Below are 22,486 nucleotides of genomic sequence, written 5' to 3'. Positions count from 1 at the left end.
ATGGAAAAAGTGTAATGTTGTCTGCCGAAAAAGCTAAAGTCACCATTATTCTGGCGAACTTAGGCACGCCTGATGCGCCAACTGTGCCCGCAGTGCGTCGTTTTCTGCAACAGTTTTTGTCAGATCAGCGGGTGATTGAAATTCCAAAACCGATTTGGCAATTGATTTTGCGTTTGTTCATTTTGCCATTTCGACCAAAGCGTGTGGCGCATGCCTATGAAATGGTTTGGGGCAATGATTCGCCTATGCGTGAAATATTGTTGGCGCAAGTTGACGCTGTAAAAGCACATTTAACTCAAGCGTATCCAGAATTTGAACTGAAGGTGGTTCCTGCCATGACCTATGGCAATCCAGGCATTCAAGCAGCTTTAGATCAATTGGCACAGCAGCCACAAGACCACATCGTCCTGTTTCCACTATTCCCACAATATTCAGCAACATCGACTGCACCGCTATATGATGCGATCGCACAATGGATTCCGCAGCAACGCAATTTGCCGGGCTTGAGTATTATTCGTGATTACTATCAGCACCCGCTATTTATTCAAGCTTTAGCGCAAAGTGTGCGTGATTATCAAGCGGAGCATGGGGTCGCGGATAAGTTATTGATGTCTTTTCATGGCATTCCACAGCCTTATGCAGACAAGGGTGATCCCTATGCTGACCGTTGCCGTGTAACAGGACATTTAGTCGCGCAAGCGCTTGGTTTAACTGAAGATCAATATGAAATCAGTTTCCAATCTCGCTTTGGTAAGCAAGAATGGGTGAAACCTTATACTGATGCCACTTTGGACGCATGGGGCAAACAAGGCGTGAAATCGGTACAGGTTATGAGCCCTGCATTTTCAGCGGATTGTTTGGAAACGCTAGAAGAGTTGGCGCTGCAAAATGCTGAAATTTTCCAAGCTGCAGGCGGTGGTGAATATGGTTATATTCCTGCATTAAACGCGCGGGATGATCATGTCGCATTGCTCAATTTATTACTTCAAGCTAATCTTGATGCCTTAAAGCAAACATTAGCCCATTCATCGCCTTGAGGTTTTCGCCCTATGTTGCAAGTTAAAATCGTGCCCGTTACGGCATTTCAACAAAACTGTTCCATTGTTTGGGACTCTGAGTCGAAAGAAGCGGTCTTGATTGATGCAGGGGGAGAGCCTGAAAAATTAAAAGCCGAAGTTGAAGCGCTCGGTTTAACGGTCAAAGCCTTGTGGTTAACGCATGGCCATTTAGACCATGCAGGTGCGGTTGGGGCATTAACCCAAGCTTGGAATGTTCCAGTGATTGGCCCGCATAAAGAAGATGCGTTTTGGTTGGACATGATTCAGGAGGTTTCTGCGAAATACGGTTTCCCGATCCCTGAAAATGTCCATGTGACCCAATGGTTGGAAGGCGGCGAAACCTTGAAGCTGGGTGCAGAAGAGTTTGAAGTTCGTTTTGCACCGGGGCATACACCAGGTCATGTCATGTTCTATAACGCAAAATATGCCGTGCTTTGGACGGGGGATGTGTTATTTAAAGGCTCGATAGGCCGGACAGATTTTCCACGCGGTAACCATCAACAATTACTCGACTCCATTCAGCGTGAATGTTTTAGCTTGCCGGATGACACGCAGTTTATTTCAGGGCATGGTCCAATGAGTACCATTGGTTATGAAAAACAACATAATCCTTTCGTTGCTGGTAAAGCGGGTTAAGCAACTAGATTGAGAAACTTAAATTAACAAAACAGGAATCCAAACGGATTCCTGTTTTATTTACCTAAATAATAGGGTTATGCACTTGAGTCCTTAGAATTGGTCTTCTTCACGGCCACCATCGGCCTGAGGTGCATCTTGTGTCGGCAGACGATATTCATCATTGGCCCATGCACCGAGATCAATCAATTTACAACGATCTGAGCAAAACGGGCGATATTCATTATTTTCCCAAGTCGTCAATGCGCCGCAGCGTGGACAATTCATGGTGGTGGGCATGCTTAACTCCAGCAAAAACGGATGATTCAATTAGGCAAATACAGTCGCAGTTGTTAGACTTATGCCGTTCTGTTTAGTTTGATCTGTTTATGCCTATTCGTCAATTTCAAGCGCAGCGTATGCGAGCTCCCCGTGATTTTCAGCCGATTGATTCCACGCCGATTTGTGTGGAAATTGGGGCTGGTAAAGGTAAACATGCATTATTGTTTTCAGCCAATCACCCTGAATTTCAATTGATTGCTGTTGAGCGGACACGTGAAAAATTTGTGGCAATGCAAAAGCAGCATCAACTTGAAGGGCAAAGCAATTTAGCTCCAATTCATGCTGATGCATTGCCTTGGGTAGTACATGCCTTACATCCTGCGCAAGTACAGCAATTCTTTATTTTGTATCCAAACCCTGAACCGCATAATCCTGCACAGCGCTGGTTAAATATGCCGTTTTTTGAATTTTTATTGTCGCGTTTGCAGCCGGGTGGTCAGATTACCTTGGCCAGTAATATTCCTGAATATATTGAGGAAGCGCAGCAGCAGTTAATCGATGTTTGGAAGCTACCTTTTGTCAAAGAACGCATTGCAGAGACTTCAGCACGTACACACTTTGAGATTAAATATCTAGAACGTGGTGAGTTGTGCCAACAATTATTGGTGACTAAACCCGCTGGCTATACCACACGTTTTGATGATTTTCAGCCGCTACAAGGCAAGCAACCCACCGAAGCATCTGCGGAATAATTGGGCATGACTCAGCGTATTGCAATCATTGGGGCAGGTCCTGCGGGATTGATGGCGGCGGAAGTGCTTAGCCAATTTGACTATGACATTCATGTTTATGAGCAAAAACCATCGGCAGCCCGTAAATTTTTAATGGCTGGCAAGACGGGGCTGAATATTTCGCATGCAGAACCCGTTGAACAATTTGTGCAGCGCTATGATCAAGTGGAATGGCTGAGCCCATGGGTTAAGCAGTGGGATGCAGCATGGATTCAACAGTGGATGATGGGGCTGGGCATTGAAACCTATATTGGTTCATCTGGTCGGGTCTTTCCTATTGAAATGAAAGCTGCGCCTTTGCTGCGAGCCTGGTTAAAACGTCTTAGTCTAGACGGGGTGCAGTTTCATTATCGACATCAAGTTTTGGACTTACAGTCCAATCAGCTAACGATTCAAAACCTTGTTGATGAATCAAGTCAAGTGCTTGGCTTTGATGCGATTATTATGGCATGTGGCGCAGTGTCTTGGTCACGTTTAGGCAGTGATGGCGCATGGCAAAAATGGCTGCAGCCTGAGAGCATTGAAACTTTTCAAGCCAGTAATGCTGGCGTGGAACGCGCTTGGTCGAAGTTTATGCAGCCTGTGTTTGGACAGCCCTTAAAGCGAGTCAATGCATGGGTCGATCAAGCCGAGCCGACCCAAGGCGATATCATCATTTCACACTATGGGCTGGAAAGTGGATTGATCTACAAACAAGGTCGAGCACTGCGTCAACAGGTGAAATCTGCTCAGCCCATGCAGCTGACTTTGGACCTATTGCCAGATCAATCTGTTGAGCAATTGGCAAAGAAACTACAGCCTTCGAAGAAGCAGTCTTTAACCAATGTTTGGCGTAAAGCCGGTTTAGATGCGGCGAAAGCTGCGCTGGTCCGTGAACTGGTGGATAAATCTTTTTGGCATGAGCCGGCCTTACTAGCAGCGAAAATTAAACATTTAGATATTCAACTTGACGGATTTCGCCCGATAGATGAGGCGATTAGCTGCGCAGGTGGTGTGAAGCGTTCAGTCCTAAATGATGGCTTACAATTGAAGAGCAATCCTGCAGTATTTGCTTGCGGTGAAATGTTGGATTGGGATGCGCCTACTGGAGGCTATTTACTAACAGCCTGCCTTGCAACCGGTCGAGCAGCGGGTGAAGGGGTTCAAAACTATCTGGTTTCTTTGCAGAACTAAGCGCTTCAAATTGTCACAATCTTGCTGAGGAGTTGTGATATTTTGAGATGAAATTCTTCTAAGAAAGACCACTATGCGCGTACAAGAACAATATACCGGAAGCTGCTTGTGTGGAGCGGTTTGTTATGAGATCAATGGTCCGATTGGTGAGATCGTGCAATGTCATTGTTCTCGGTGCAGAAAAGCCAATGGTACAGCATTTGCGACCAATGCCCCGATTGCTAAAGCAGATTTTAAAATTGTAGCCGGTGAGCAGTTTCTGAAACAGTATGCGTCTACCGCTACCACACAGCGCTGTTTTTATAGTGAGTGTGGTTCGCCGATCATCAGTATAAAGGCTGAAACGCCTGATTATTACCGCTTACGTATAGGCACCTTAGATACACCTCTGACGCAGAAACCAACCTGTCATATCTTTGTCGCATCCAAAGCAGAATGGGATGATATCGCAGGTGATTTACCACAATATGCTGAACGACCATAGCGAAAATCAAGATTGAGCAATCACATCAAGGGCAGGTTTGCACCCTTGATGTTAAGTAATAAGCTCGTATCGCTCTCTCATTCATCCAAGTTGAATTTGGGTGAATAGATTGCAACAGGGTTGGAAGATTAAGGCTGTCGAGTTTTTTGTAGTTCAGGATATTGTTCCTGCCAATGTCCCAATTGTTCTTGAGCATGAATAAACTGACCGAGACCTTTGACACTATCACTAGGATTTTTTAACTCGCCATCGGCTGCTTGATTTTTCTCACGATAAATTTGTGATTGATTGTCCCAGTACTGATACATCAAGCCTTGAATATAACGGCCTTGCTCAGTTTTCATTTCGAGTTCTTTGAGCATATTCAGCGCCGACTGGATGTTGTCACGCTTACGCTGTGTAGCAAATTCATCGGTGAGTTTTCCTTCCTCACGCAGTTTCATCAGCTCATCTTCCATCTCATCGCTAATTTGACTAAAGCTCTCGTCATATTGTGTCAGTAGCGTTAAGTCGTGTAGATCATCTGGGGTCTTGGCAAAGTTTTTAATAGGATCACTATTCAGCTCTTTCATGATTTGATCATCGGAACTGATTTCACTATTTTGTTCCACCGTTTTTGATGATTTTTCACATGCAGTGAGTCCTAGCACCGTACCCATGAGGAAGATGACACTGAGTTTCTTTAAAGAGATTGGCAAGAGCATAATCGTGTCCTAATATGTTTTTCTAAAGATATAGACATGCGTGATATAGGGGAAATCAATGAAATCCTGTGCAGTCTTTTGGGTTGATTCAGCCACGATATTTTCAAATTGTTGTTTCAGTTTTTGTTGTTCATCCGGGCTTAATGCTGCAATAAAACTGGTGGACAATAATCGTTTGGAAACCACGTGTTCCACTGTACCATGATGCAATTGTTGAAAGGTGGTTTCGGCAATTAATTTAAATTTTTGCTGCTGCTCAAACACTTTTTGCCATTGCCCACTATGATAACGTGGTGTGTCACCTTCGAGCTCACTCAAGACATCAGCGAGTTGTTTGACCCAATTGACTTGGATATCACGTTGGTTCCAAATCAATACAAGATCCCCATTGGGAACTAAGATACGACTGATTTCATTGAGGGTTTCAGGGGTGGCAAACCAATGAAAAGACTGGGCACAAAATACCGCTGCCACAGAATGATCATGCAGTGGAATCTGATCACTTTGGGCGGCTAAAGTTGCAATATGCGGATGTTTTTTCTGCAATTGTTGCAGCATTTCATGCACAGGTTCGATCGCGGTGATATTTTCACTGAGTGGGCGAATATACTCGAGAAATTTGCCTGTACCTGAGCCTAAGTCCACCAGATGGGCTTGAGGGGCTAAAGCTAAATGTTGTTGTAGCCACGCACTGATTTCAATCGGGTAGTCAGGGCGGGCTTGTTGATAGAGTTCAGCTGCAGAGCTAAAGCCTTGTTGTGCGGCAGGATGTATTGAATGTGTCATATTCTGCACTTTTTAATCTGTATGGCCTCTATAAAATAGCATATTCGGAACAAGATAAACTTTGAATGCAACAAGGAAGGAAAAGCGTGACGCAACAAGGACTGGAGCAAAGTACAATGGAAAAGCACATCATTTTTGAAGATGATCAAATTCGTGTCATTTTTCAGCCTGGCAGTTCTCGTGAGCTTATTTTCTCCTTCGGTGATTTGATTACCCGTGCCAAGGGCTTGAGCATCAATGCCGAGAAGTCTTTGCAAAAATATGATTTTAATGTGATCGGTGTGATGCCGAAACAAAAATCGTGGTTTCCAGCATCATCAATGCAGCCGATGTATCAAGCCATCAAGCCGATCCTCGAACAATTTGAGATGCGTATTGCCTATGGTGGTTCCATGGGCGGCTATGCTGCCATTAAGTATGCCAATTTATTTGGTTTTCAGCGTGTGGTCAGTATGGTGCCGCAGTACTCCATAGACCCAGAAGACATTGTCGATACACGCTATGGCATGTTCTTTCAGCCCAATCTGCATGCCAATATGCGGGTACTTGCTGAAGACGTATCGACTAGACGTGAATATATCGTGGTGTATGATCCTTATTGCCCAGAAGACCGCGCGCACTTTGAAAAACTACAGGCTTTAATTCCGCATGTGCATGTGTTGCATCTGCCGTTTACAGGGCATGATGCCATTGCGGTATTGGCGAGTTCAGAACTGTTAAATGATTTCTTAAGACATCCTTTTGATGCGCCGTATTTTTATCAAAAAATGCGTCGGGTTAAGAAAAACAGTAAATTCTACTATCGAAAAGTCATTGAAAATTTACTGACACGCCATCGTGATGCCTTGGGTGAAATTTTAAAAAGCAATTCGTTTCAGCTTGATCCACAATTTTTTGATGCCAAACAAAAGCAGACCTTATTACGGGTATTGTTTAATAACAAACAAGTCAGTGAGCAAGATCTGCAAAAGTTGGGGATCACAACTTTTGTGCCACAGGATAATCGTAACCTGTTACTCGACCAGTTTGAACATGGTTTAGTGTTTAATGTGATTAGCCAAAAAATTGAAAGCTATGCAGCCGGTGTGATTGCGCTGAATCACAAGTTTTTGATCCCTTTGCAGCCGAAGGGCACAGGCCTGGTATACGTACAAGTCCAAGATGAGCGTTACATGGTGGTGATGAATGACCGTCAGGTAATGAAACTGGTCTTAGCTCAAGATGAATTGGCGACAGGTATGCATCCGATTTTAATGCAGAAATATGTGGGCTATTACACGCTCAACTATAAAGAACTGCGTTTGAGTAGCGATGAATTTGGTCAAGTCTTCTTTGTCGAAAACCCCGATGCGTCTTGCCAGTTCGTGGTGCAGCCCGAACAGATTTAAGCTCGACATTTGTTTGAAAATCCAAAGCTTGCTAATTTGTAGGAAGAGATTATGATGAGAGAAAGGTAGTATAAAAAACAACCATACTGCCCAAAACATCATAAGGAATATGAGGGGTATCAGTATGCATTCAACACAGATGCTTGCTGTATTATTCATCTTAGTGCTGACCATGAGTTCAGCCTATGCACAGGGGGTTAGTTCAAGCATACTGATTTTTAGCAGCAGTATGTTGTTACTTACGATACTGACCATTTATGTCATACTCAAAATTCGAAATTCACTGCAACATCATCTCGATAAACCCGCGAAATAGCGGGTTTTTTTATATGCTGTTCGATTGCACTTTGGTGCATCACAGGTTTTAATCATCCACAATCGAATCTTTATAATCGACCAGAAGGGAAGCAGCCATGAAAGCGGTATTTCTAGATTATCAGTCTCTAGATAAACAGGACTTAGATTTTAGCGGACTAGACGCACAGTTTGATGAATTGACACTCTATCCCGCAACAACGGCTTCAGAGGTTGCCCAGCGCATACAAGGGGCTGATGTGATTATCAGCAATAAAGTACACATCAATGCTGAGCACATGCAGCTCAATCCGCAATTAAAACTGATCTTAATTTCTGCCACTGGCACCAATAACGTTGACCTTGTACACGCACAGCAACAAGGCATCGTGGTGTGTAATTGCCAAGCTTATGGCACCGCTGCGGTCGCACAGCATACCTTGATGTTAATGTTGAACTTGGCGACATCATTTCGACAGTATGATCGGGCGGTCCAACAGGGAGATTGGCAAAAAGCGGATCAGTTCTGCTTACTAGATTTTCCAATTATTGAGCTGGCTGGTAAGACTTTGGGTATTGTTGGCTATGGCGAATTGGGGCAAGCCGTGGCACATTTAGCTAAAGCTTTTGGCATGAAAATTATGATTGGTGCACTACCGAATCGCCCCATGGCGGCTGAACGAGTGGCCTTTTCTGAGATGTTAGCGCAGGTTGATTTTCTGAGTTTGCATTGCCCTTTAACAGAGGAAACCCGTGATTTACTCAATCATGAAAGCTTGGCTCAAATGAAAGCATCGGCCTTTGTGATCAATTGTGCACGAGGTGGTGTGGTTAATGAATCGGCATTAGCCGAGGCATTAAAATTAGGGACGATCGCAGGCGCAGCAACCGATGTCTTGACGGTAGAGCCACCCAAGCAGGGTAATGTGCTGCTCGACCCAAGTATTCCAAATTTAATCATTACCCCACATAGTGCATGGGGAAGCGTCGATGCACGACAACGCATTGTGCAGCAATTGGTGGAAAATGTAGAAGCCTTTGAAGCGGGCCATCCTCGTCGTCAGGTCAACTAAATTTTGTCTTTAACACTGCTTTTTCTGTGTTGGATTGATGCTTTTACAGCTCTGTATGGCATTGACCGTACGTGCGGTATATCTCTGTAAGCAATAACACTTTTACAGTGTGGTGAATCGCTTCAAAGTGAAGATGCACAGCATTAACAGGCTTTAATGAAGGCTGGTTTGAAATGATTTTTGATCCGCTCAAATTCAAGTTCAGTCTTGATACTGTTTGGCATCATGATTCGTAAATGACTTTTTTCGAGTTTAAAAGGCTCTTTGGTATTGGGTACAGGATTAAAGCCACCATTTGGGTAGATCAAATTTGTCTCATAGGCACGTAAAATCTGATCATTGTGAAAATAGAAACTTGTTAGGGATTGATTGGATTCACCAAAAAGATAAAGATTAATTTTGCATTGACCATCGAGTTGATACAGTGTCGCTTCATTGCCTTCAGTCGATTTGTATTCTTCGTCATCTAGCATCTCTAAGGTTTGTAATAATTTACCTTCGGCATCATGGTTATATTGGTATGAATCGTACAATTGGGGAAAAATAGTCTGCAACTGTGGATAACTTTTCAACAATTGTGGAAAACGTTGCAAGCCAATCACAGAGCCAACGTAGAGCAGAATACCAAGCAAGATACCAAATAAAATTCGCATTTTTTTCTCATTAATTCATTGTTTTTATAGGCATAGGCCAAAGACCCAAAGCATTCAATTTTGGTTTTAAAAAAGCCCAACCAAAGTTGAGCTTTTAAATGTGGTGTTAAATTATAAATCAGTCACTGGATACGTCGTAGACGTCGAACTTGATGGATAGCTACTTTGTGGATATTGATTGTTATTTTGCCCCGCATTATTGCTTGGAGCCGTATTAATCGTATTGCCTGAATACGGTTCGCTCAATGACTGTTGGCTAATGGGCGCAGGTTGGCTGGTTTTGCCTGTGATATTTTCACGGGTTTGCTTCAATTTTTCATTAACGTTTTGGGTGGCTTGCTGTGCGCCCTGATCAACCTGTTGCACTGTATTTTGAGTAGCAGTTTTCGTATTGTCCCAAGCTTGGTCAACCGAAGGCTTAATTTTAGAAATCCCACGTTCAGTCATTTCGCCAATATTTTTAGCAGCACCGACCACGCCTTCTTGGGCTTTATAGGCCCAAACATGCAATAAATTTGGATTATCACCATAAGGGCTCACAGGCTTTTTCGCTTGTTGCTCAGTACTTTGCGCTGCTGTGTTTTCTTGTGCCCAAAGCATGGGTGTCGTGAATATTAAGCTTAGGCATAACGTTGTTTTTAATGAAATCTTCACAGCTTCACCTCTGAATTTTATAGATTTTCTATCTGATGAATGGTTTTAACGCATTATAGGAAAAATTGCAGCGAAAAAAACTTGCCGTAGCAAAATCAATACAGCATATGACAGCTTTGTACACGTTTGTATTTTGCATAAGGTAAAAAAAGGCCCACCGAAGGGTGAGCCTACTCTCTGGAGGGGAGGGTATGAAAGCCAGTTTACTTATTTGTGAGCACCTAAGCTGGCTTCATGTGAGCTATGGACTTCAGCTTGTGCGACAGGCGTTTGCAACTGTACATTGCTACTGCCACTCACATTAGCTTCTTGACCTTTTTGGAAATTCGCTTTGGTTTGTTGCCATTTTTCACTGGCAAATTGGCGACCTTCCTGAGCTTTTTCACCTAAATAACTCTTGGTTTGATTAACTTTGTTGTCGACATTGCTTTTACGTTCATCGAGTTTTGCTTTGTCTTTTGCAGCTTTTTCATCGAGCTGTGCTTTGCGCTCATCAAGCTTAGCTTTATTTTGCTCAGCCTTGGCATCGATCTTGGCTTTCGCTGCATCTGACTTTTCATCTTTAGACTGTTTTAGGTCAGCCCATTTATTTTTTGCATCTTGCTTTTTGTCAGCACTGAATTCTTTGGTGTCTTGCCACTTTTCTTGGGTGAATGTTTTGGTCTTATCGACGCCTTTTTCAATTTTGTCACCGGCTGTATGCGCAGACTGATTAATGTCTTGTTTTAGATTTTGCAGTACAGACGGTTGCTGTGTTTCAACTTTCGCATTGGCTTCTACTGCGGTGTTCGCAAATAGTGGGGTGCTTGCGAATAATGCTGCGGTGATCAGTGTTGTTTTAAATAAAGGTTTCATCTTTGCAATTGTCCTCTTTTATTGAACGCTGCTGTTGCACTCAGCATTTGCGCTTTTGGAGCAGAGGACATCTTAAGAGTAAAAAAAAGCAAAAAGTGGTTTTGTGCGATAAGTCACACAATGCAATAACAGCTCAGATACGCGGAAGTTTGAAGTGTGGAAACATGGTTAAGTTAATGCATTATTGTAATTTTATGAAAATACAGTGGCTTATATGTGTTTTGAGCGTTGCTGGGGTGTGGTTCTAGTTACGATTTTCATGATTAAAAATTATGGGTTTGAACTGATTATGATTCAAGATTAAACGAAAAATGAAACCATACCTCCATTTTGGAGATATGGTTTTTATTATTTATTCACATTGTGTAAGCGCATCTTTTGCAAAATGACCGCGTAATGCAAGGAAGTTTTTCTGTACATCCGCCGCATTTAAATCAAAATTGTGCGCTGAACTTGTACCATCTTTGGCAAAGGTTGCTGTACCACCTGAAATTAGGGTTAAGCCTTTAAATGACCATTGTTCAACAGATTTTGCTTCTTCTAAATTGCCTGTAAATTCAATCACGCATTTATCTACAAATTTAGTCAGTTTTGCTTTGTTATCTGTGGTATCTGGGTAGACATCAATGTTTTGAACCTCTTGTAATACACCTGTTTCAAGTTGTGGAATCGTTGGTGCAGATGTACATGCAGAAAGTGTTAGACCCGCAAGACCAGTCAAAAGGAATGCTTTCAATTTCATAAGTTTCATTCTTGTTGAGTGTTGTTGGATTGAGTATAGGGAATTGGTGAATTATTGGCTATAGGTGATAGTCTAAGATATTTATGCTCTTCGCTTTTACTAATCAGTATTTTGCTGTGGCTTTGATGTTTGATAACTGTATAGCTAGTAAGATAAAGCAATGGAAAAGAGGGTCCTGTTTTTTATCCATTAGCCTCTAATTTTCCTCATTCTTATTATGTATCGAGCACTTATGTAAAAAGCCCATATTATGGGCTTTTTACATTTTAAATTAGCAACTGTTATTTAAAGATTTTTTACGTTTTAAAAAACTATCTATACAAGGTATCAAAAAGTCATTATCAAATTTTCTTTGTTTAAGAAGGGAATTTCTTTCCTTTCCTGTTGATTTTGTGTATTGATTAGCTGCCTCTAAAAGTATTTCAATAGATTTTGAATATAATTTTTTCATAAATTCATTATCTTCTAAATTTAAGAAAATATTTTTTTTCTTAAGATTAAAATCATTTTTTTTCTCAGCAATTTTAATTTTTTTCGTAGAATTTGTACATTGCTCATCATTATCAGATTGGCTATTTGAAATAACTAAGCTAGAAAGTATGTGCAAGATTACGAAAGTAGATTTGCTTATCAATGACTTATCTTCTAGTTCATATTGGTTATTCCTTAAGTCTGAATTTTTTAAACTTAAAGTTTTTAAATACAATAAAGTTGAAAACTTATAGATATCAAAATCTGTTGTTTCATCAAAAATTGATTGATAGAGTGTATTTATTTCGAAGCATTTCTTTACATCATTAATAGCGGCAATTGATTCTTTATTGATCACAGTTTGTAAAATTTGAGCCATACGAGTCAAACTAATCACTTTATTACCTGTGTAGTTTTTACGCTTATAGTAGTTTTCACGTCGCTCATAGTAAATTTCAAAAGGTAGTAGGTATTCTTCAATACTTTTTTGTATTGAATCATTAGCTTTTAAAGAGGCAGTTTTTACTTCATTCTGAGAATTGGTTGATAATATGATTTTAGATTGAATCGAAAAATTCTCAGTTTGAATAATTTTACAAAATACTCCTAATTTTTTAGGTAATGGTTTTTGTAATTCTTCCCTAGCTTGATATAGGCAGTGAATAGTTTGACAGCCATTTACAATACTTGGATTTAGTAATTCAAACTCAGTAGAAGATATATCTGTAATTTTTTCACATATAATGGTTAGGCCATTATTCATCGCCCAAAAAATTTCGGCATTATCTTCATCTTTTGCCGAATCAATAATACCTTTATTGATATGTGTTTTCTCACCTAAGAAATATCGAACATTACCCTCGGTTAAATAATTTTTAAATTTTAAATGTATATTTTGATCTACTGTGATTTCAGTGTTGTCTAATGATTTATCAGTTTCAGAAAAACTTTTTAAAAGGGTATTTCCATCAATAATTCCTGCAAAACCACTTGTAGCGATGCTTTTATCTTTAATATTTAAAGGGGGGGTTTGGAAGTTAATTCCGATTTTGTCATCTGTCTTTTGAACTAAATCTAAAACATCTCTAGCATTTAAAAATAATGAGTTAAATTTTATATTAGTTGATTCTAACTTTTTTCTAAGTTTTTCAAGGTTAACTTCAATAGCAGCAGCTAATTTAGTATTAGGTGCTTGAGTCACGAAAAAGATATCAACTAAAATTGTAGCTGATGCGCGACGCGCATTTTTCCATATTTCTCGAGTATTTTGACAAAGATTTATATACTCTTTATTGGCTCCCTCTTCCTGTATTGATTCGATTGTGGTGTCTAAGTCGAAAATTTTTTCAATACCCTCTTTAAAAAGTTTAAATCCGTTAGTCTTGAAAGATGTTTCTCGTTTTATCTGAAAAAATACGAATCTAATAGTGTGATCTTTTTTTATATCTATTTCAGAATCGCTATTTATGAGTTCAGAGTTGTGGAATGTATAGCTAACATCTACTCCTTGATCACCGCCAGAACCAAGAATACCAGCCATGAGTTCTTCATTTTCTAAGCCATTTAAATGCTTTAAATTGCAGAAGATTGGAACCGCTTTTTCATATTTATCGCCATTATAATCTTTTAAGTCCTTATCTTTTTCGAAAAGAATATCAATTTGTTCATTTAATAAATGTTGTAAGCTCATGATCTAAATTCAAAAAAACCCACTAATTTATAGCGGGTTTTTTTTGTTTTACAAGCAGTTAAAGCTTAGTGCTGTAACACCGAAATATCAGCCACTTTCGTGAACAAGTTACGAAGCTGTGCAAGCATACGTAAACGGTTTGCTTTCAGGTCAGCATCATCTGCCATCACCATCACACCGTCAAAGAACGCATCGACTGGCGCACGAAGTGCAGCAAGTGCAGACAATGCAGCAGTGTAGTCCTTCGCAGCAAATAATGGCTCAACCACAGGTGTGATTTTCGCAAGTTCAGCGAACAATGCTTTTTCAGCATCTTCAACTAGATTTGCTTCAACGACATTTCCTTCAGGTGCAGCTTCTTTCGCAAGAATGTTTGCAACACGCTTGTTGGCAGCGGCAAGTGCAGCAGCTTCAGGGAGGTCACGGAAATGATTTACCGCATTTACACGTTTATCAAAATCAAGTGGCGATTTTGGAGAAAGTGCTTGAACCGCTTGAATCACATCTACAGCCACGCCTTGGTCTTCGTATTTAGCACGGTAACGACCTTCAAGGAATGCAACAGCATCCGCTAAAGTCTTATCGTGATCTTTCAATACATCGCCATAAGCAGCAAGTGCAAGTTTGATTAGATCTTCAATCGAAACATCTAAATCATTTTCAGTCACAAGACGCAAGATACCAATTGCAGAACGGCGCAGTGCAAACGGATCCTTCGAACCTGTCGGCGCTTGACCAATACCAAAAATACCTGTGAGCGTATCTAAACGGTCTGCAAGCGCGAGCGTTGTACCGGTCTTGGTTTTTGGTAAAACGTCACCAGCAAATTTAGGTAAGTATTGTTCACCTAAAGATTCAGCAACTTCATCATTTTCGCCTTCAATACGTGCGTAGTAAGTACCCGCAATACCTTGAAGCTCTGGGAACTCACCCACTAACTCAGAGGTTAAGTCACATTTAGCAAGAAGCGCAGCTTTTTCAGCATCTGCTGGGTTTGCCCCAGTGATTGCAGAAAGTGCAACAGCCAAAGTCGCTATACGTTCAGACTTGTTCCATAGTGTACCAAGCTCAGCTTGGAATACCATATTTGCAAGTTTCTCTTTACGAGATGCAAGTGGTTGCTTTTGGTCTTGTAAGAAGAAGAATTCAGCATCTGACAAACGCGGACGTACAACTTTTTCATTACCTTCAATAATTTGAGACGGATCTTTCGACTCAATGTTTGACACGGTAATGAAGTAAGGTTGAAGTTTATTGTCGCTATTCACTAAGCAGAAGTACTTTTGGTTGTCCTGCATCGTCGTGATGAGTGCTTCTTGAGGAACAGCAAGGAAACGTTCTTCGAAGCTTGCACGAAGAGCAACAGGCCATTCAACCAAAGCAGTTACTTCGTCACGAAGGTCGCTAGGGACAATCGCAATGGCATTCACTTCATCCGCCAAAGCTTTCACTTGTTGGTCGATGATCGCTTGGCGCTCTTCAAAGTTTGCAATCACTTTTGCAGTACGAAGGGCATCAAGATAAGCATCGGCATTTGCAAGTGTAATTGCTTCAGGAGCATGGAAACGGTGACCATAAGTCACGTTACCTGCTTGGTGATCCTGAATCGTTGCTTCAATCACATCACTGTCTTTCAACAACACAACCCATTTAACAGGACGTACAAATTCAGTACGGCTTGCAGCAGAACGCATGCGCTTTGCAATAGGTAGGTTATCTAAAGCGGCTTGTAAAATTTGTGGAAGTAAAACATCAAGGCTTTGACCTTTTACATCTTTTAAGTAGCACACTTTTTCAACTTTACCTGCTTGGAAAGTTGATACTTGATCAACTGTAATGCCTTGACCGCGCATAAAGCCTTCAAGTGCTTTAGTCGGTTTGCCTTCGGCATCAAACGCTGCTTGCTTCGCAGGGCCATCAAAACGTTTTTGAGTGTCAGCTTGCGCAGCATCGACATTCACAATTTTAAGCGCAAGGCGACGTGGTGCCGCATAAGCTTCGATTGAATCGAATGCTAGACCTGCGTCTTTTAAGCCTTTTACCGTTTCTGCATGAAGCGCATCACGTAATTTTTTTAAGCTTTTTGGTGGAAGTTCTTCGCAGCCTAATTCGAACAATACTGTATGTTTAGACATTATTTGCTCTCCTTAGATTCTACTTTTGCTTCCGCTTCAACTTGAGCTTTGAGTTGAGCAAGGACTTCGTCACGTAAAGCAGGTTCTGCCATCGGGAAGCCAAGCTTCGCACGCGCAGCGACATAGCTTTGTGCAATAGCACGCGCCAATGTACGGACACGTAAAATATAACGTTGACGTTCAGTTACTGAAATTGCGCCACGTGCATCAAGCAAGTTAAAGCTATGCGATGCTTTAATCACTTGCTCGTAAGCAGGAAGTGGAAGTTCCGCTTCCATTAAACGAGTCGCTTCCGCTTCATAGAAGTCGAAGAGTTCAAACATTTTTTCAACGTTGGCATATTCGAAGTTATAGGTTGATTGTTCAACTTCGTTTTGGTGGAACACGTCGCCATAGGTCACTGTACCAAACTGACCTTTAGTCCAAACCAAATCGTAAACAGAGTCTACACCTTGGAGGTACATCGCTAGACGTTCTAGACCGTAAGTGATTTCACCTGTCACAGGGTAGCACTCAACACCACCAACTTGTTGGAAGTAAGTGAACTGAGTTACTTCCATACCGTTTAACCAAACTTCCCAACCTAAGCCCCATGCGCCAAGTGTTGGAGATTCCCAGTTATCTTCCACGAAACGAATGTCGTGAACAAGGGTATCAATACCAATGGCTTTTAATGAATCTAAGTACAACTGTTGGATGTTGTCTGGGTTTGGTTTCAACACGACTTGGAACTGGTAGTAGTGTTGTAGGCGGTTTGGGTTCTCACCATAACGGCCATCTTTCGGACGGCGAGATGGCTGAACATAAGCAGCGTTCCAAGTTTCAGGGCCTAAGGCACGTAGGAAAGTTGCAGTGTGGAATGTACCCGCACCCATTTCCATATCGTAAGGTTGAAGAATTACACAGCCTTGTTCAGCCCAGTAGTTTTGTAAGGCAAGAATTAAGCCTTGGAAGGTATCAATATGCGATATGGCGCGACTCATGGTCATCCACTTAAAATTAGATAAAAATTGTGCTCAATTATAAGGATTTTGGGGGTGTGTGGCAAAGGTTTCGCGTGAACAAGTGGGCTTTTAATGCCAGATAGAATAAAGGCACTGCGGGTTTTAAATGAAGCTGAGTCTTTATTGGTGAAATATGGTGGCAATAAGACAACTTCATCAGTGATACTGTTGTTAACGATGATCATGCTATAAAAATACAATGAAATTTAGGAATAATAAAATTATTCAAAGACTTATGGGTTCGAAGTGGTTGCGTTGGTAAAAAGGAAGACAGCATTCGGGTTGTGACAAAATGTTGTTATTACAAAACCATTTAGGACTTAAATGTGATGCCTATTTTCTTCGTTTTCCTGTGGGTTCAATGATTCCACCACGTCAAGACTCTGTACAATATGGGCAGCATTTTAGGTTGAATATCGTGATTAAAAAATCGAAAGCAGGTGGTGAATTTATATGTGAGCGAAGCATCATTGATTTACCAAGAGTTAAATTATTTAGACCAGATTTGTATCGGCATGAAGTGACTGAGGTGCAAGGCAGCTCATGCTATGTATTAAGTATCGGATGCGTAATCGATTAAATTTGATAGATAAAATCAATATCTTTTAAGAAAATTCAGCCTGTAATTTTCAAAAAAATCCCAAATAACCAACAGGGTAATCGGTCTTTTATAACGTCTTTTGCAACTTAGGTGGCTTGGTACAGCATACGAAAATCGAATAAAAAATATCGCCGCTCAATGAACGTTTGCTATATGACTTTGGCGCGTCTATCGTTTAGAGATATTCTCAAAAAAAGAATCAAAATTCACCACTAAAAATTTAGTCGTAAAATAAAAAATGAGTCGTTTAGACTCATTTTTATCAAGGCTTTATGACTCAGATAAGCTTTTGGTTTTATTAATTACAATTTCAACCCGTCGATTTTTCTGACGACCTTCAGGATTGTCCTCACCATTAGATAGGGTATTCGGTTTAAGCGGCTGACTTTCTCCCATCCCGCTGATTTGATAATTTAAATCAATACCTTGGGCTTTAAAATAATCACGCACCGCTTCAGCCCGTTGTAACGACAGTTTTTGGTTGGCGGCATCTGAACCAATATTATCGGTATGGCCGACAATGGCAATAATGCCTTTACCTTTGCTTTTTAAGGTCTGGGCTGCTTGCTGCAACTCAGGTTCAGCTTCGGGTTTTAAATTGGCTTTGCCAAAATCAAACAGCACATCCGAACTTAAATTCACCTGAATATTAAATTCATTATGATTGGCACTTAAATCTGAACCGACAGCCGATAAATTACTGGCTTCTGCCTGAGGTTGACTTGGTTCAGATGACTTCGGCTGCTGTTCTGGCACAGTCTGAGAGTTGTCTATTTCCGTGACGTTCTGTTCAGTCTGAGTAGGCGGTGGATCAGTTTTGGAATCTACACATCCTGCAATCAATAAGCTCAAACTTGCGCTATACAGTAATGTTCTCATTAGCGTTCAACCGGTATGCCGTCAAAAGAACCTGCATTACCTAAATTGATGCTAATGGTCTTGGTGCTTTCAGGCGGCGCAGGGAATTTAAAGGTGAGTAAAATAGGTTCATAACTGGCTTTTTGGATAGCTTTATTTGTTGCATTTAAAGGTGCTGCCATCCAAATGCCAGCATCATCTTGCAGCAGTCCTACTTTTTTGGCTGTGTCATCATCAATATAATTGGTTTGTTCCAAATTGATGGATGTGCTCATAAATTCAGTGTTTCCATTTGGGGCAGGGTTAGGTTGAGCTATCACTTTTACGGTTAAAATTCTTCCAATCACCTTGACGCTTTGTAAACCTAAAGTGCCTTTACTCATGGGGATTTCAGCTAAAGTGGGTTGAGGCGCTGGTGCTTCAACTTGTGGTGCTGGTTCTCGAATAAGATCATCCCCATTTTTTGCAGTTTCAGCTGGGGCCATTTCTTGAGGTGTATTATCATTGGCTGGCGGATTGGCTTGTTGAGGTTCTTTGGAGCAGGCCGATAAACCCAAGCCAAGCATACAGAGGGCACACATTGCGAAGATATTTTTATTCATTCAGAACATCCTTTTTTCAAATATTTTTATAGGTCTTTTGACTATAGGGAATTTTAAACAGCTAGCCTGTCTAGGTTTTGTTGTAAAACGTTAATGAAATAAGAGAGATGAGCAGGTGATTGACTCGTGAGCATTATTCAGTTCTTTCGGCTTTAATTTGGATTAGATATTGTTCAGTAGAAAATTTTATAAGATAAAGGTATAAAATAAATACATCTTATAAGAGACTTCGTTTTATAATCGCCCATCTGTTCGAATAATCAATCAGGCATATCGTGTTTCACGCAAAATCAGCTTGGCTTAATACACTTAAACCCAACTTTAAAGTTTTACCATTAAAAGATCGCATCCTATGTGGGGTAGGTGCTTTGCTTGGCTTGAGTATATCTTCGCTGATTAGTTGGTTAGCGCTAGGTGACTTAAATGCATGGTATATCGCCCCGATGGGCGCATCGTCTGTGCTGCTCTTTGCTGTACCTGCTAGTCCTTTGGCACAGCCGTGGAATATGGTGGTCGGTAATAGTCTTGCGGCTTTGATTGGCGTGACTTGTGCGATGTATATTCCTAATTTAACCGAAGCTTTTAGTATCGCAGTTGCATTAGCGATTATCTTAATGATGACCACGGACTCATTGCATCCACCGAGTGGGGCAGTAGCGATTACCGCGGTATTGGGCGGCGAGGCTGTCCATGATTTAGGCTACGCCTTTCTTTTTTATCCAGTCCTTTTAAATTCGGTCCTCTTGATGGTGGTTGCTATTATTTATAACCGATTACTAGGTAAGCAGTATCCACAAAAATCACAAGTTAATACACGGACGACAGATCCAACACCGACACAAAAAGTGTCGATTCAACCTGCGGATATTCAGCAAGTCTTAGAACAGCAAAGTCAGTTACTCGATATCAGTGAATACGACCTACAAAAAATCATTTTAGAAGCACAGCAGTTAGCTAGTCGTCGTGGTCTAAGCCAGTTTCATTGTCGTGATCTCATGAGCCAGCAAGTGATTAGCTTGCGTGCAGAAGATGATATTCAGTCAGCGTTGGAAAAGTTTAAACAAGTCAATTTGATGAGTTTGCCAGTGGTGAGTGATCTGGATCGCTTGGTGGGAAATTTGGCTTTATATGATGTAGTGGAATGGTTTAAGCGTGCCGCAGACCCCAAAGCCAGTTGGGAAAATCACGTTTATCAAATTATGAATCCCAAAGTGGTGACCGTGCAGCCGGATCAGCCGATTGAAGACTTGGTGCCATATTTTGTGGAAAGATCTTTTAATTATATTCCAGTCGTTGAGCAAAAACGGTTGGTGGGAATGATTAGCCGTGCTGATATGATCGCAGCGTTATATCAACAGTTAAATCAGCAAACAAAATCTTAAGCCTTAAACTTTAGTTAAATTCATCAGACTTAAATATGGCTTTGCCAATATGTAGACAAAAAAAAGCTACGGAATCTTGGGGGAGAAACCGTAGCGACCAAACTGGGTCAAGGGATTTTAACGTCTGTCATCATTCACAGTACGAATCGGGTCTGAATAGCCATTGGTACGGAAAAAGTTATCTTGTGCTTTAGGCATGACTAACCATAAAACCAAGTACACCAAAATACCGGGAAAGGCTGCGCTTAAGCATGATACAAAGATAAAAATAATACGCAGTAAATTTGCGTTCCAACCAAAACGTTCAGCAATACCCCCCATCACACCAGCAATCATGTTAGAGCGGTTTGAGCGATATAAACCAACATTGGCCATTCAGGTCTCCTTAAAAAAATAGAATAAATTTGAATATTTCCAAATTCATATTATAGAAATGGTGACAAGCTTTACGATTTAAAGGGTGCAGAAAAAAAATTAAGTAAAGTTATGTAATTTGAAGAATTGGTTTGATTAGTTTGCCTTTAAAATAGCTTGAGTACTAATTAAATATCAACGATAACAATGAGATATGATTAACATATATTGCAAATATATGTATACAGCGTTGATTTTTTGATTACAATATTAAGTCAGCAAGAACTGAAAAAACCAATGAATGATTGGTCTTGGCACATTATATGAAAACATCGGCTTCACCTTTTTTGATGAAATTTGCATATCTTTCAGTGTTTGCAGGAGTGTTCAGCCTCTCTTTTATTGGCTGTAGTCCAACGCATCAACCCGCAGCGGATAAGGGTGAAAGTTCAGCATCAACTGTCGCATCGGAAGTTCAAGCGAAGCAAGATCATGGAAAAAAATTAACCCAAGTAGCAGGGCAGGCGACATTGCCGAATGATGATGAATTAAAGTCAGCTCCTGTTCCTGAACATGCCAAAATTTTTATTGGACGTTTTCATGCCAAAGTAAAATGCGATGACAGTTTTATTCCATGCCCAGAAGGCGATGCGGAGTTCATCCTCAACTTATTACCAGATGGCACGGTACACCGCAGTATTATTCAAATTGGAAAAGTATTTGCTGAAAAAACCAATACGCCAGGCATTAATGTGAAATACCGAAAGGATACGTGGAGTGTCAATGAAGCACATACCGAGCTGGTGGTTCATCGAAAAGAAGGCGTGAATTTTTATTATCACGTGATTAATGAAAATAAAATCACCATGGATTTAGACAAAATTCGTCAAGGTGAAGTTGATCGAAATCAGGAATTATTTTCCAAGGGTTATCCTCAGCCGCAACATGCCTATACCTTGGTGAAAGACCCGAATTAAATGCTGCGAATGAAGTAAATAAAATTATAAATTGCGTTTGAGCGTTGGCGTGAAATTCGCAGACATTGGCTAATCGAATGCAACTAGCTTATAAAAAATTGAATTATTAATACGACATAGAATTGGTGGGTTGTGTGGGGTTCGAACCCACGACCAATAGATTAAGAGTCTACTGCTCTACCAACTGAGCTAACAACCCTGAGAAAATTTTAAAATAACATTTTAAAATTTTAGCAAGATAAACGAAGCGCGTAGTTTTGAGTACTAGGGAATATTTGTTATCTAAAATTTTTCAGGTCAAATACTTCATCTAGCAAGACAAGAATGATACTTCGCAACATCGCTATAGCAAAATTTCGAGAATGGCGAATCAAAACCAATAATGGTGATGGTTTGTCTTGGTCGGAACCTGCAGGTTTCTTTTTCTTCAACTGCCGGAAGAATGAAGCCCTAAGAAAGAATGGTGGGTCGTCCGCGACTCGAACGCGGGACCAATAGATTAAAAGTCTACTGCTCTACCAACTGAGCTAACGACCCTTAGGGGGTATGCACAAGATTGTAATCTAAAACTGGAATTTTAGAAAGATGGTGGGTCGTCCGCGACTCGAACGCGGGACCAATAGATTAAAAGTCTACTGCTCTACCAACTGAGCTAACGACCCATCTTGTGGTATCGAAGGAAATGGTGGGTCGTCCGCGACTCGAACGCGGGACCAATAGATTAAAAGTCTACTGCTCTACCAACTGAGCTAACGACCCATTTCGCTTGATGGTGCGTATTGTAGCAAGATCTGCTTCAAGCGCAAGTAAAAATTCATAAACTTGCTTTTGTTTGATTATAAATACAACAAAGTAGCTCA

At 40.8% G+C, this 22,486-nt stretch carries 24 protein-coding genes and 4 tRNA genes; 11 read left to right on the top strand and 17 right to left on the bottom strand.

Going from position 1 to position 22,486, the window contains the following annotated elements:
- The first annotated feature begins 14 nt into the window (after positions 1-14).
- Positions 15-1,037 (top strand): ferrochelatase, encoded by a 1,023-nt coding sequence (gene hemH / locus FTT76_RS04085; protein ID WP_168377948.1) that lies wholly within the window; start codon positions 15-17, stop codon positions 1,035-1,037.
- Between the two features lie 12 nt (positions 1,038-1,049).
- Positions 1,050-1,694 (top strand): MBL fold metallo-hydrolase, encoded by a 645-nt coding sequence (locus FTT76_RS04080; protein WP_078189772.1) that lies wholly within the window; start codon positions 1,050-1,052, stop codon positions 1,692-1,694.
- A 93-nt stretch (positions 1,695-1,787) separates the two neighbouring features.
- On the opposite strand, the gene FTT76_RS04075 is transcribed toward FTT76_RS04080, so the two are convergent.
- Entirely contained in the window at positions 1,788-1,973 is a 186-nt protein-coding gene (locus FTT76_RS04075) for a DNA gyrase inhibitor YacG (protein ID WP_078189771.1), read from the bottom strand.
- An 83-nt stretch (positions 1,974-2,056) separates the two neighbouring features.
- On the opposite strand from FTT76_RS04075, the gene FTT76_RS04070 reads away from it, so the two are divergent.
- The 3 genes from FTT76_RS04070 (at position 2,057) to FTT76_RS04060 (ending at position 4,403) form a co-directional block, all read left to right on the top strand.
- The gene (locus FTT76_RS04070; RefSeq protein ID WP_180002966.1) at positions 2,057-2,707 is read left to right on the top strand and encodes an SAM-dependent methyltransferase; all 651 of its coding nucleotides are present in this window, start codon (positions 2,057-2,059) and stop codon (positions 2,705-2,707) included.
- A gap of 6 nt (positions 2,708-2,713) precedes the next feature.
- Entirely contained in the window at positions 2,714-3,919 is a 1,206-nt protein-coding gene (locus tag FTT76_RS04065; protein ID WP_180048800.1) for a TIGR03862 family flavoprotein, read from the top strand.
- A gap of 73 nt (positions 3,920-3,992) precedes the next feature.
- Positions 3,993-4,403: a GFA family protein gene (locus tag FTT76_RS04060; RefSeq protein WP_180190077.1), complete on the top strand. Its 411-nt coding sequence runs from the start codon at positions 3,993-3,995 to the stop codon at positions 4,401-4,403.
- 128 nt (positions 4,404-4,531) lie between these two features.
- Here the strand turns inward: FTT76_RS04060 and FTT76_RS04055 are convergent, their stop codons facing one another.
- A complete protein-coding gene (locus FTT76_RS04055) occupies positions 4,532-5,107 on the bottom strand; it encodes a hypothetical protein (protein ID WP_168377944.1) in 576 nt (191 codons plus the stop codon).
- 9 nt (positions 5,108-5,116) lie between these two features.
- A complete protein-coding gene (locus FTT76_RS04050) occupies positions 5,117-5,893 on the bottom strand; it encodes a class I SAM-dependent methyltransferase (RefSeq protein ID WP_168377943.1) in 777 nt (258 codons plus the stop codon).
- 116 nt (positions 5,894-6,009) lie between these two features.
- Between FTT76_RS04050 and FTT76_RS04045 the strand changes: the two genes are divergently transcribed.
- The 3 genes from FTT76_RS04045 (at position 6,010) to FTT76_RS04035 (ending at position 8,648) form a co-directional block, all read left to right on the top strand.
- Positions 6,010-7,281, top strand: a complete 1,272-nt coding sequence (locus FTT76_RS04045) for an alpha/beta fold hydrolase (protein WP_180190128.1) — start codon at positions 6,010-6,012, stop codon at positions 7,279-7,281.
- A 124-nt stretch (positions 7,282-7,405) separates the two neighbouring features.
- Complete coding sequence (locus FTT76_RS04040) at positions 7,406-7,597, top strand: hypothetical protein (RefSeq protein ID WP_180002912.1); 192 nt, start codon at positions 7,406-7,408, stop codon at positions 7,595-7,597.
- A gap of 97 nt (positions 7,598-7,694) precedes the next feature.
- The gene (locus FTT76_RS04035) at positions 7,695-8,648 is read left to right on the top strand and encodes a 2-hydroxyacid dehydrogenase (protein WP_180190076.1); all 954 of its coding nucleotides are present in this window, start codon (positions 7,695-7,697) and stop codon (positions 8,646-8,648) included.
- Between the two features lie 143 nt (positions 8,649-8,791).
- On the opposite strand, the gene FTT76_RS04030 is transcribed toward FTT76_RS04035, so the two are convergent.
- The 7 genes from FTT76_RS04030 to glyQ form a co-directional block, all read right to left on the bottom strand.
- Complete coding sequence (locus FTT76_RS04030; protein ID WP_180190075.1) at positions 8,792-9,301, bottom strand: hypothetical protein; 510 nt, start codon at positions 9,299-9,301, stop codon at positions 8,792-8,794.
- A 111-nt stretch (positions 9,302-9,412) separates the two neighbouring features.
- The gene (locus tag FTT76_RS04025) at positions 9,413-9,949 is read right to left on the bottom strand and encodes a hypothetical protein (protein ID WP_373683899.1); all 537 of its coding nucleotides are present in this window, start codon (positions 9,947-9,949) and stop codon (positions 9,413-9,415) included.
- A gap of 213 nt (positions 9,950-10,162) precedes the next feature.
- Positions 10,163-10,810: a hypothetical protein gene (locus FTT76_RS04020; RefSeq protein WP_180007117.1), complete on the bottom strand. Its 648-nt coding sequence runs from the start codon at positions 10,808-10,810 to the stop codon at positions 10,163-10,165.
- 352 nt (positions 10,811-11,162) lie between these two features.
- Positions 11,163-11,552: a hypothetical protein gene (locus FTT76_RS04015; protein WP_078189759.1), complete on the bottom strand. Its 390-nt coding sequence runs from the start codon at positions 11,550-11,552 to the stop codon at positions 11,163-11,165.
- 271 nt (positions 11,553-11,823) lie between these two features.
- Positions 11,824-13,713, bottom strand: coding sequence for an AIPR family protein (locus FTT76_RS04010; RefSeq protein WP_180190074.1), 1,890 nt, complete (start codon positions 13,711-13,713; stop codon positions 11,824-11,826).
- A gap of 65 nt (positions 13,714-13,778) precedes the next feature.
- Positions 13,779-15,848, bottom strand: coding sequence for a glycine--tRNA ligase subunit beta (gene glyS, locus FTT76_RS04005; protein ID WP_180190073.1), 2,070 nt, complete (start codon positions 15,846-15,848; stop codon positions 13,779-13,781).
- Positions 15,848-16,831: a glycine--tRNA ligase subunit alpha gene (glyQ, locus tag FTT76_RS04000; RefSeq protein ID WP_067666981.1), complete on the bottom strand. Its 984-nt coding sequence runs from the start codon at positions 16,829-16,831 to the stop codon at positions 15,848-15,850. Before glyQ ends, glyS begins: the two co-directional genes overlap by 1 nt.
- Before the next feature lie 313 nt (positions 16,832-17,144).
- Here glyQ and FTT76_RS03995 point away from each other — a divergent pair, with 313 nt between their 5' ends.
- Positions 17,145-17,432, top strand: a complete 288-nt coding sequence (locus tag FTT76_RS03995; protein WP_257223011.1) for a 2OG-Fe(II) oxygenase — start codon at positions 17,145-17,147, stop codon at positions 17,430-17,432.
- 291 nt (positions 17,433-17,723) lie between these two features.
- Here the strand turns inward: FTT76_RS03995 and FTT76_RS03990 are convergent, their stop codons facing one another.
- Both FTT76_RS03990 and FTT76_RS03985 read right to left on the bottom strand, forming a co-directional pair.
- Complete coding sequence (locus FTT76_RS03990; protein ID WP_180002927.1) at positions 17,724-18,332, bottom strand: OmpA family protein; 609 nt, start codon at positions 18,330-18,332, stop codon at positions 17,724-17,726.
- Positions 18,332-18,913 (bottom strand): hypothetical protein, encoded by a 582-nt coding sequence (locus FTT76_RS03985; protein WP_180002928.1) that lies wholly within the window; start codon positions 18,911-18,913, stop codon positions 18,332-18,334. The genes FTT76_RS03990 and FTT76_RS03985 overlap by 1 nt, the downstream gene beginning before the upstream one ends.
- A gap of 275 nt (positions 18,914-19,188) precedes the next feature.
- Between FTT76_RS03985 and FTT76_RS03980 the strand changes: the two genes are divergently transcribed.
- A complete protein-coding gene (locus FTT76_RS03980; protein ID WP_168377935.1) occupies positions 19,189-20,295 on the top strand; it encodes an HPP family protein in 1,107 nt (368 codons plus the stop codon).
- A gap of 117 nt (positions 20,296-20,412) precedes the next feature.
- Here FTT76_RS03980 and FTT76_RS03975 read toward each other — a convergent pair whose 3' ends face one another.
- Positions 20,413-20,670: a PspC domain-containing protein gene (locus FTT76_RS03975; RefSeq protein ID WP_078189754.1), complete on the bottom strand. Its 258-nt coding sequence runs from the start codon at positions 20,668-20,670 to the stop codon at positions 20,413-20,415.
- Positions 20,671-20,972: 302 nt separating this feature from the next.
- Between FTT76_RS03975 and FTT76_RS03970 the strand changes: the two genes are divergently transcribed.
- Positions 20,973-21,626, top strand: coding sequence for a hypothetical protein (locus FTT76_RS03970; protein WP_180010263.1), 654 nt, complete (start codon positions 20,973-20,975; stop codon positions 21,624-21,626).
- Positions 21,627-21,749: 123 nt separating this feature from the next.
- Here FTT76_RS03970 and FTT76_RS03965 read toward each other — a convergent pair.
- From FTT76_RS03965 to FTT76_RS03950, 4 genes are all read right to left on the bottom strand, one after another.
- A tRNA-Lys gene (locus FTT76_RS03965) sits at positions 21,750-21,825 on the bottom strand.
- A 262-nt stretch (positions 21,826-22,087) separates the two neighbouring features.
- Positions 22,088-22,163 (bottom strand) — tRNA-Lys (locus FTT76_RS03960).
- Between the two features lie 49 nt (positions 22,164-22,212).
- Positions 22,213-22,288 (bottom strand) — tRNA-Lys (locus FTT76_RS03955).
- 21 nt (positions 22,289-22,309) lie between these two features.
- A tRNA-Lys gene (locus tag FTT76_RS03950) sits at positions 22,310-22,385 on the bottom strand.
- Positions 22,386-22,486: the final 101 nt, after the last annotated feature.

The organism is Acinetobacter sp. YH01009 (assembly GCF_013420765.1).
Classification (GTDB): Bacteria; Pseudomonadota; Gammaproteobacteria; order Pseudomonadales; family Moraxellaceae; genus Acinetobacter; species Acinetobacter amyesii.
This window is presented reverse-complemented; position numbering and strand designations above follow the sequence as displayed.

Excerpts from the sequence above, each read along its gene's own strand:
- FTT76_RS04020 (WP_180007117.1), bottom strand. The coding sequence starts at position 10,810 with ATGAAACCTTTATTTAAAACAACACTGATCACCGCAGCATTATTCGCA.
- glyQ (WP_067666981.1), bottom strand. The coding sequence starts at position 16,831 with ATGAGTCGCGCCATATCGCATATTGATACCTTCCAAGGCTTAATTCTT.
- FTT76_RS03990 (WP_180002927.1), bottom strand. The coding sequence starts at position 18,332 with ATGAGAACATTACTGTATAGCGCAAGTTTGAGCTTATTGATTGCAGGA.
- FTT76_RS04015 (WP_078189759.1), bottom strand. The coding sequence starts at position 11,552 with ATGAAATTGAAAGCATTCCTTTTGACTGGTCTTGCGGGTCTAACACTT.
- hemH (WP_168377948.1), top strand. The coding sequence starts at position 15 with ATGTTGTCTGCCGAAAAAGCTAAAGTCACCATTATTCTGGCGAACTTA.
- FTT76_RS03985 (WP_180002928.1), bottom strand. The coding sequence starts at position 18,913 with ATGAATAAAAATATCTTCGCAATGTGTGCCCTCTGTATGCTTGGCTTG.
- FTT76_RS04040 (WP_180002912.1), top strand. The coding sequence starts at position 7,406 with ATGCATTCAACACAGATGCTTGCTGTATTATTCATCTTAGTGCTGACC.
- FTT76_RS04065 (WP_180048800.1), top strand. The coding sequence starts at position 2,714 with ATGACTCAGCGTATTGCAATCATTGGGGCAGGTCCTGCGGGATTGATG.
- FTT76_RS04055 (WP_168377944.1), bottom strand. The coding sequence starts at position 5,107 with ATGCTCTTGCCAATCTCTTTAAAGAAACTCAGTGTCATCTTCCTCATG.
- FTT76_RS04060 (WP_180190077.1), top strand. The coding sequence starts at position 3,993 with ATGCGCGTACAAGAACAATATACCGGAAGCTGCTTGTGTGGAGCGGTT.
- FTT76_RS04035 (WP_180190076.1), top strand. The coding sequence starts at position 7,695 with ATGAAAGCGGTATTTCTAGATTATCAGTCTCTAGATAAACAGGACTTA.
- FTT76_RS04050 (WP_168377943.1), bottom strand. The coding sequence starts at position 5,893 with ATGACACATTCAATACATCCTGCCGCACAACAAGGCTTTAGCTCTGCA.
- FTT76_RS04075 (WP_078189771.1), bottom strand. The coding sequence starts at position 1,973 with ATGCCCACCACCATGAATTGTCCACGCTGCGGCGCATTGACGACTTGG.
- FTT76_RS04030 (WP_180190075.1), bottom strand. The coding sequence starts at position 9,301 with ATGCGAATTTTATTTGGTATCTTGCTTGGTATTCTGCTCTACGTTGGC.
- FTT76_RS03995 (WP_257223011.1), top strand. The coding sequence starts at position 17,145 with ATGTTGTTATTACAAAACCATTTAGGACTTAAATGTGATGCCTATTTT.
- FTT76_RS04010 (WP_180190074.1), bottom strand. The coding sequence starts at position 13,713 with ATGAGCTTACAACATTTATTAAATGAACAAATTGATATTCTTTTCGAA.
- FTT76_RS03970 (WP_180010263.1), top strand. The coding sequence starts at position 20,973 with ATGAAAACATCGGCTTCACCTTTTTTGATGAAATTTGCATATCTTTCA.
- FTT76_RS04045 (WP_180190128.1), top strand. The coding sequence starts at position 6,010 with ATGGAAAAGCACATCATTTTTGAAGATGATCAAATTCGTGTCATTTTT.
- FTT76_RS04080 (WP_078189772.1), top strand. The coding sequence starts at position 1,050 with ATGTTGCAAGTTAAAATCGTGCCCGTTACGGCATTTCAACAAAACTGT.
- FTT76_RS03975 (WP_078189754.1), bottom strand. The coding sequence starts at position 20,670 with ATGGCCAATGTTGGTTTATATCGCTCAAACCGCTCTAACATGATTGCT.
- glyS (WP_180190073.1), bottom strand. The coding sequence starts at position 15,848 with ATGTCTAAACATACAGTATTGTTCGAATTAGGCTGCGAAGAACTTCCA.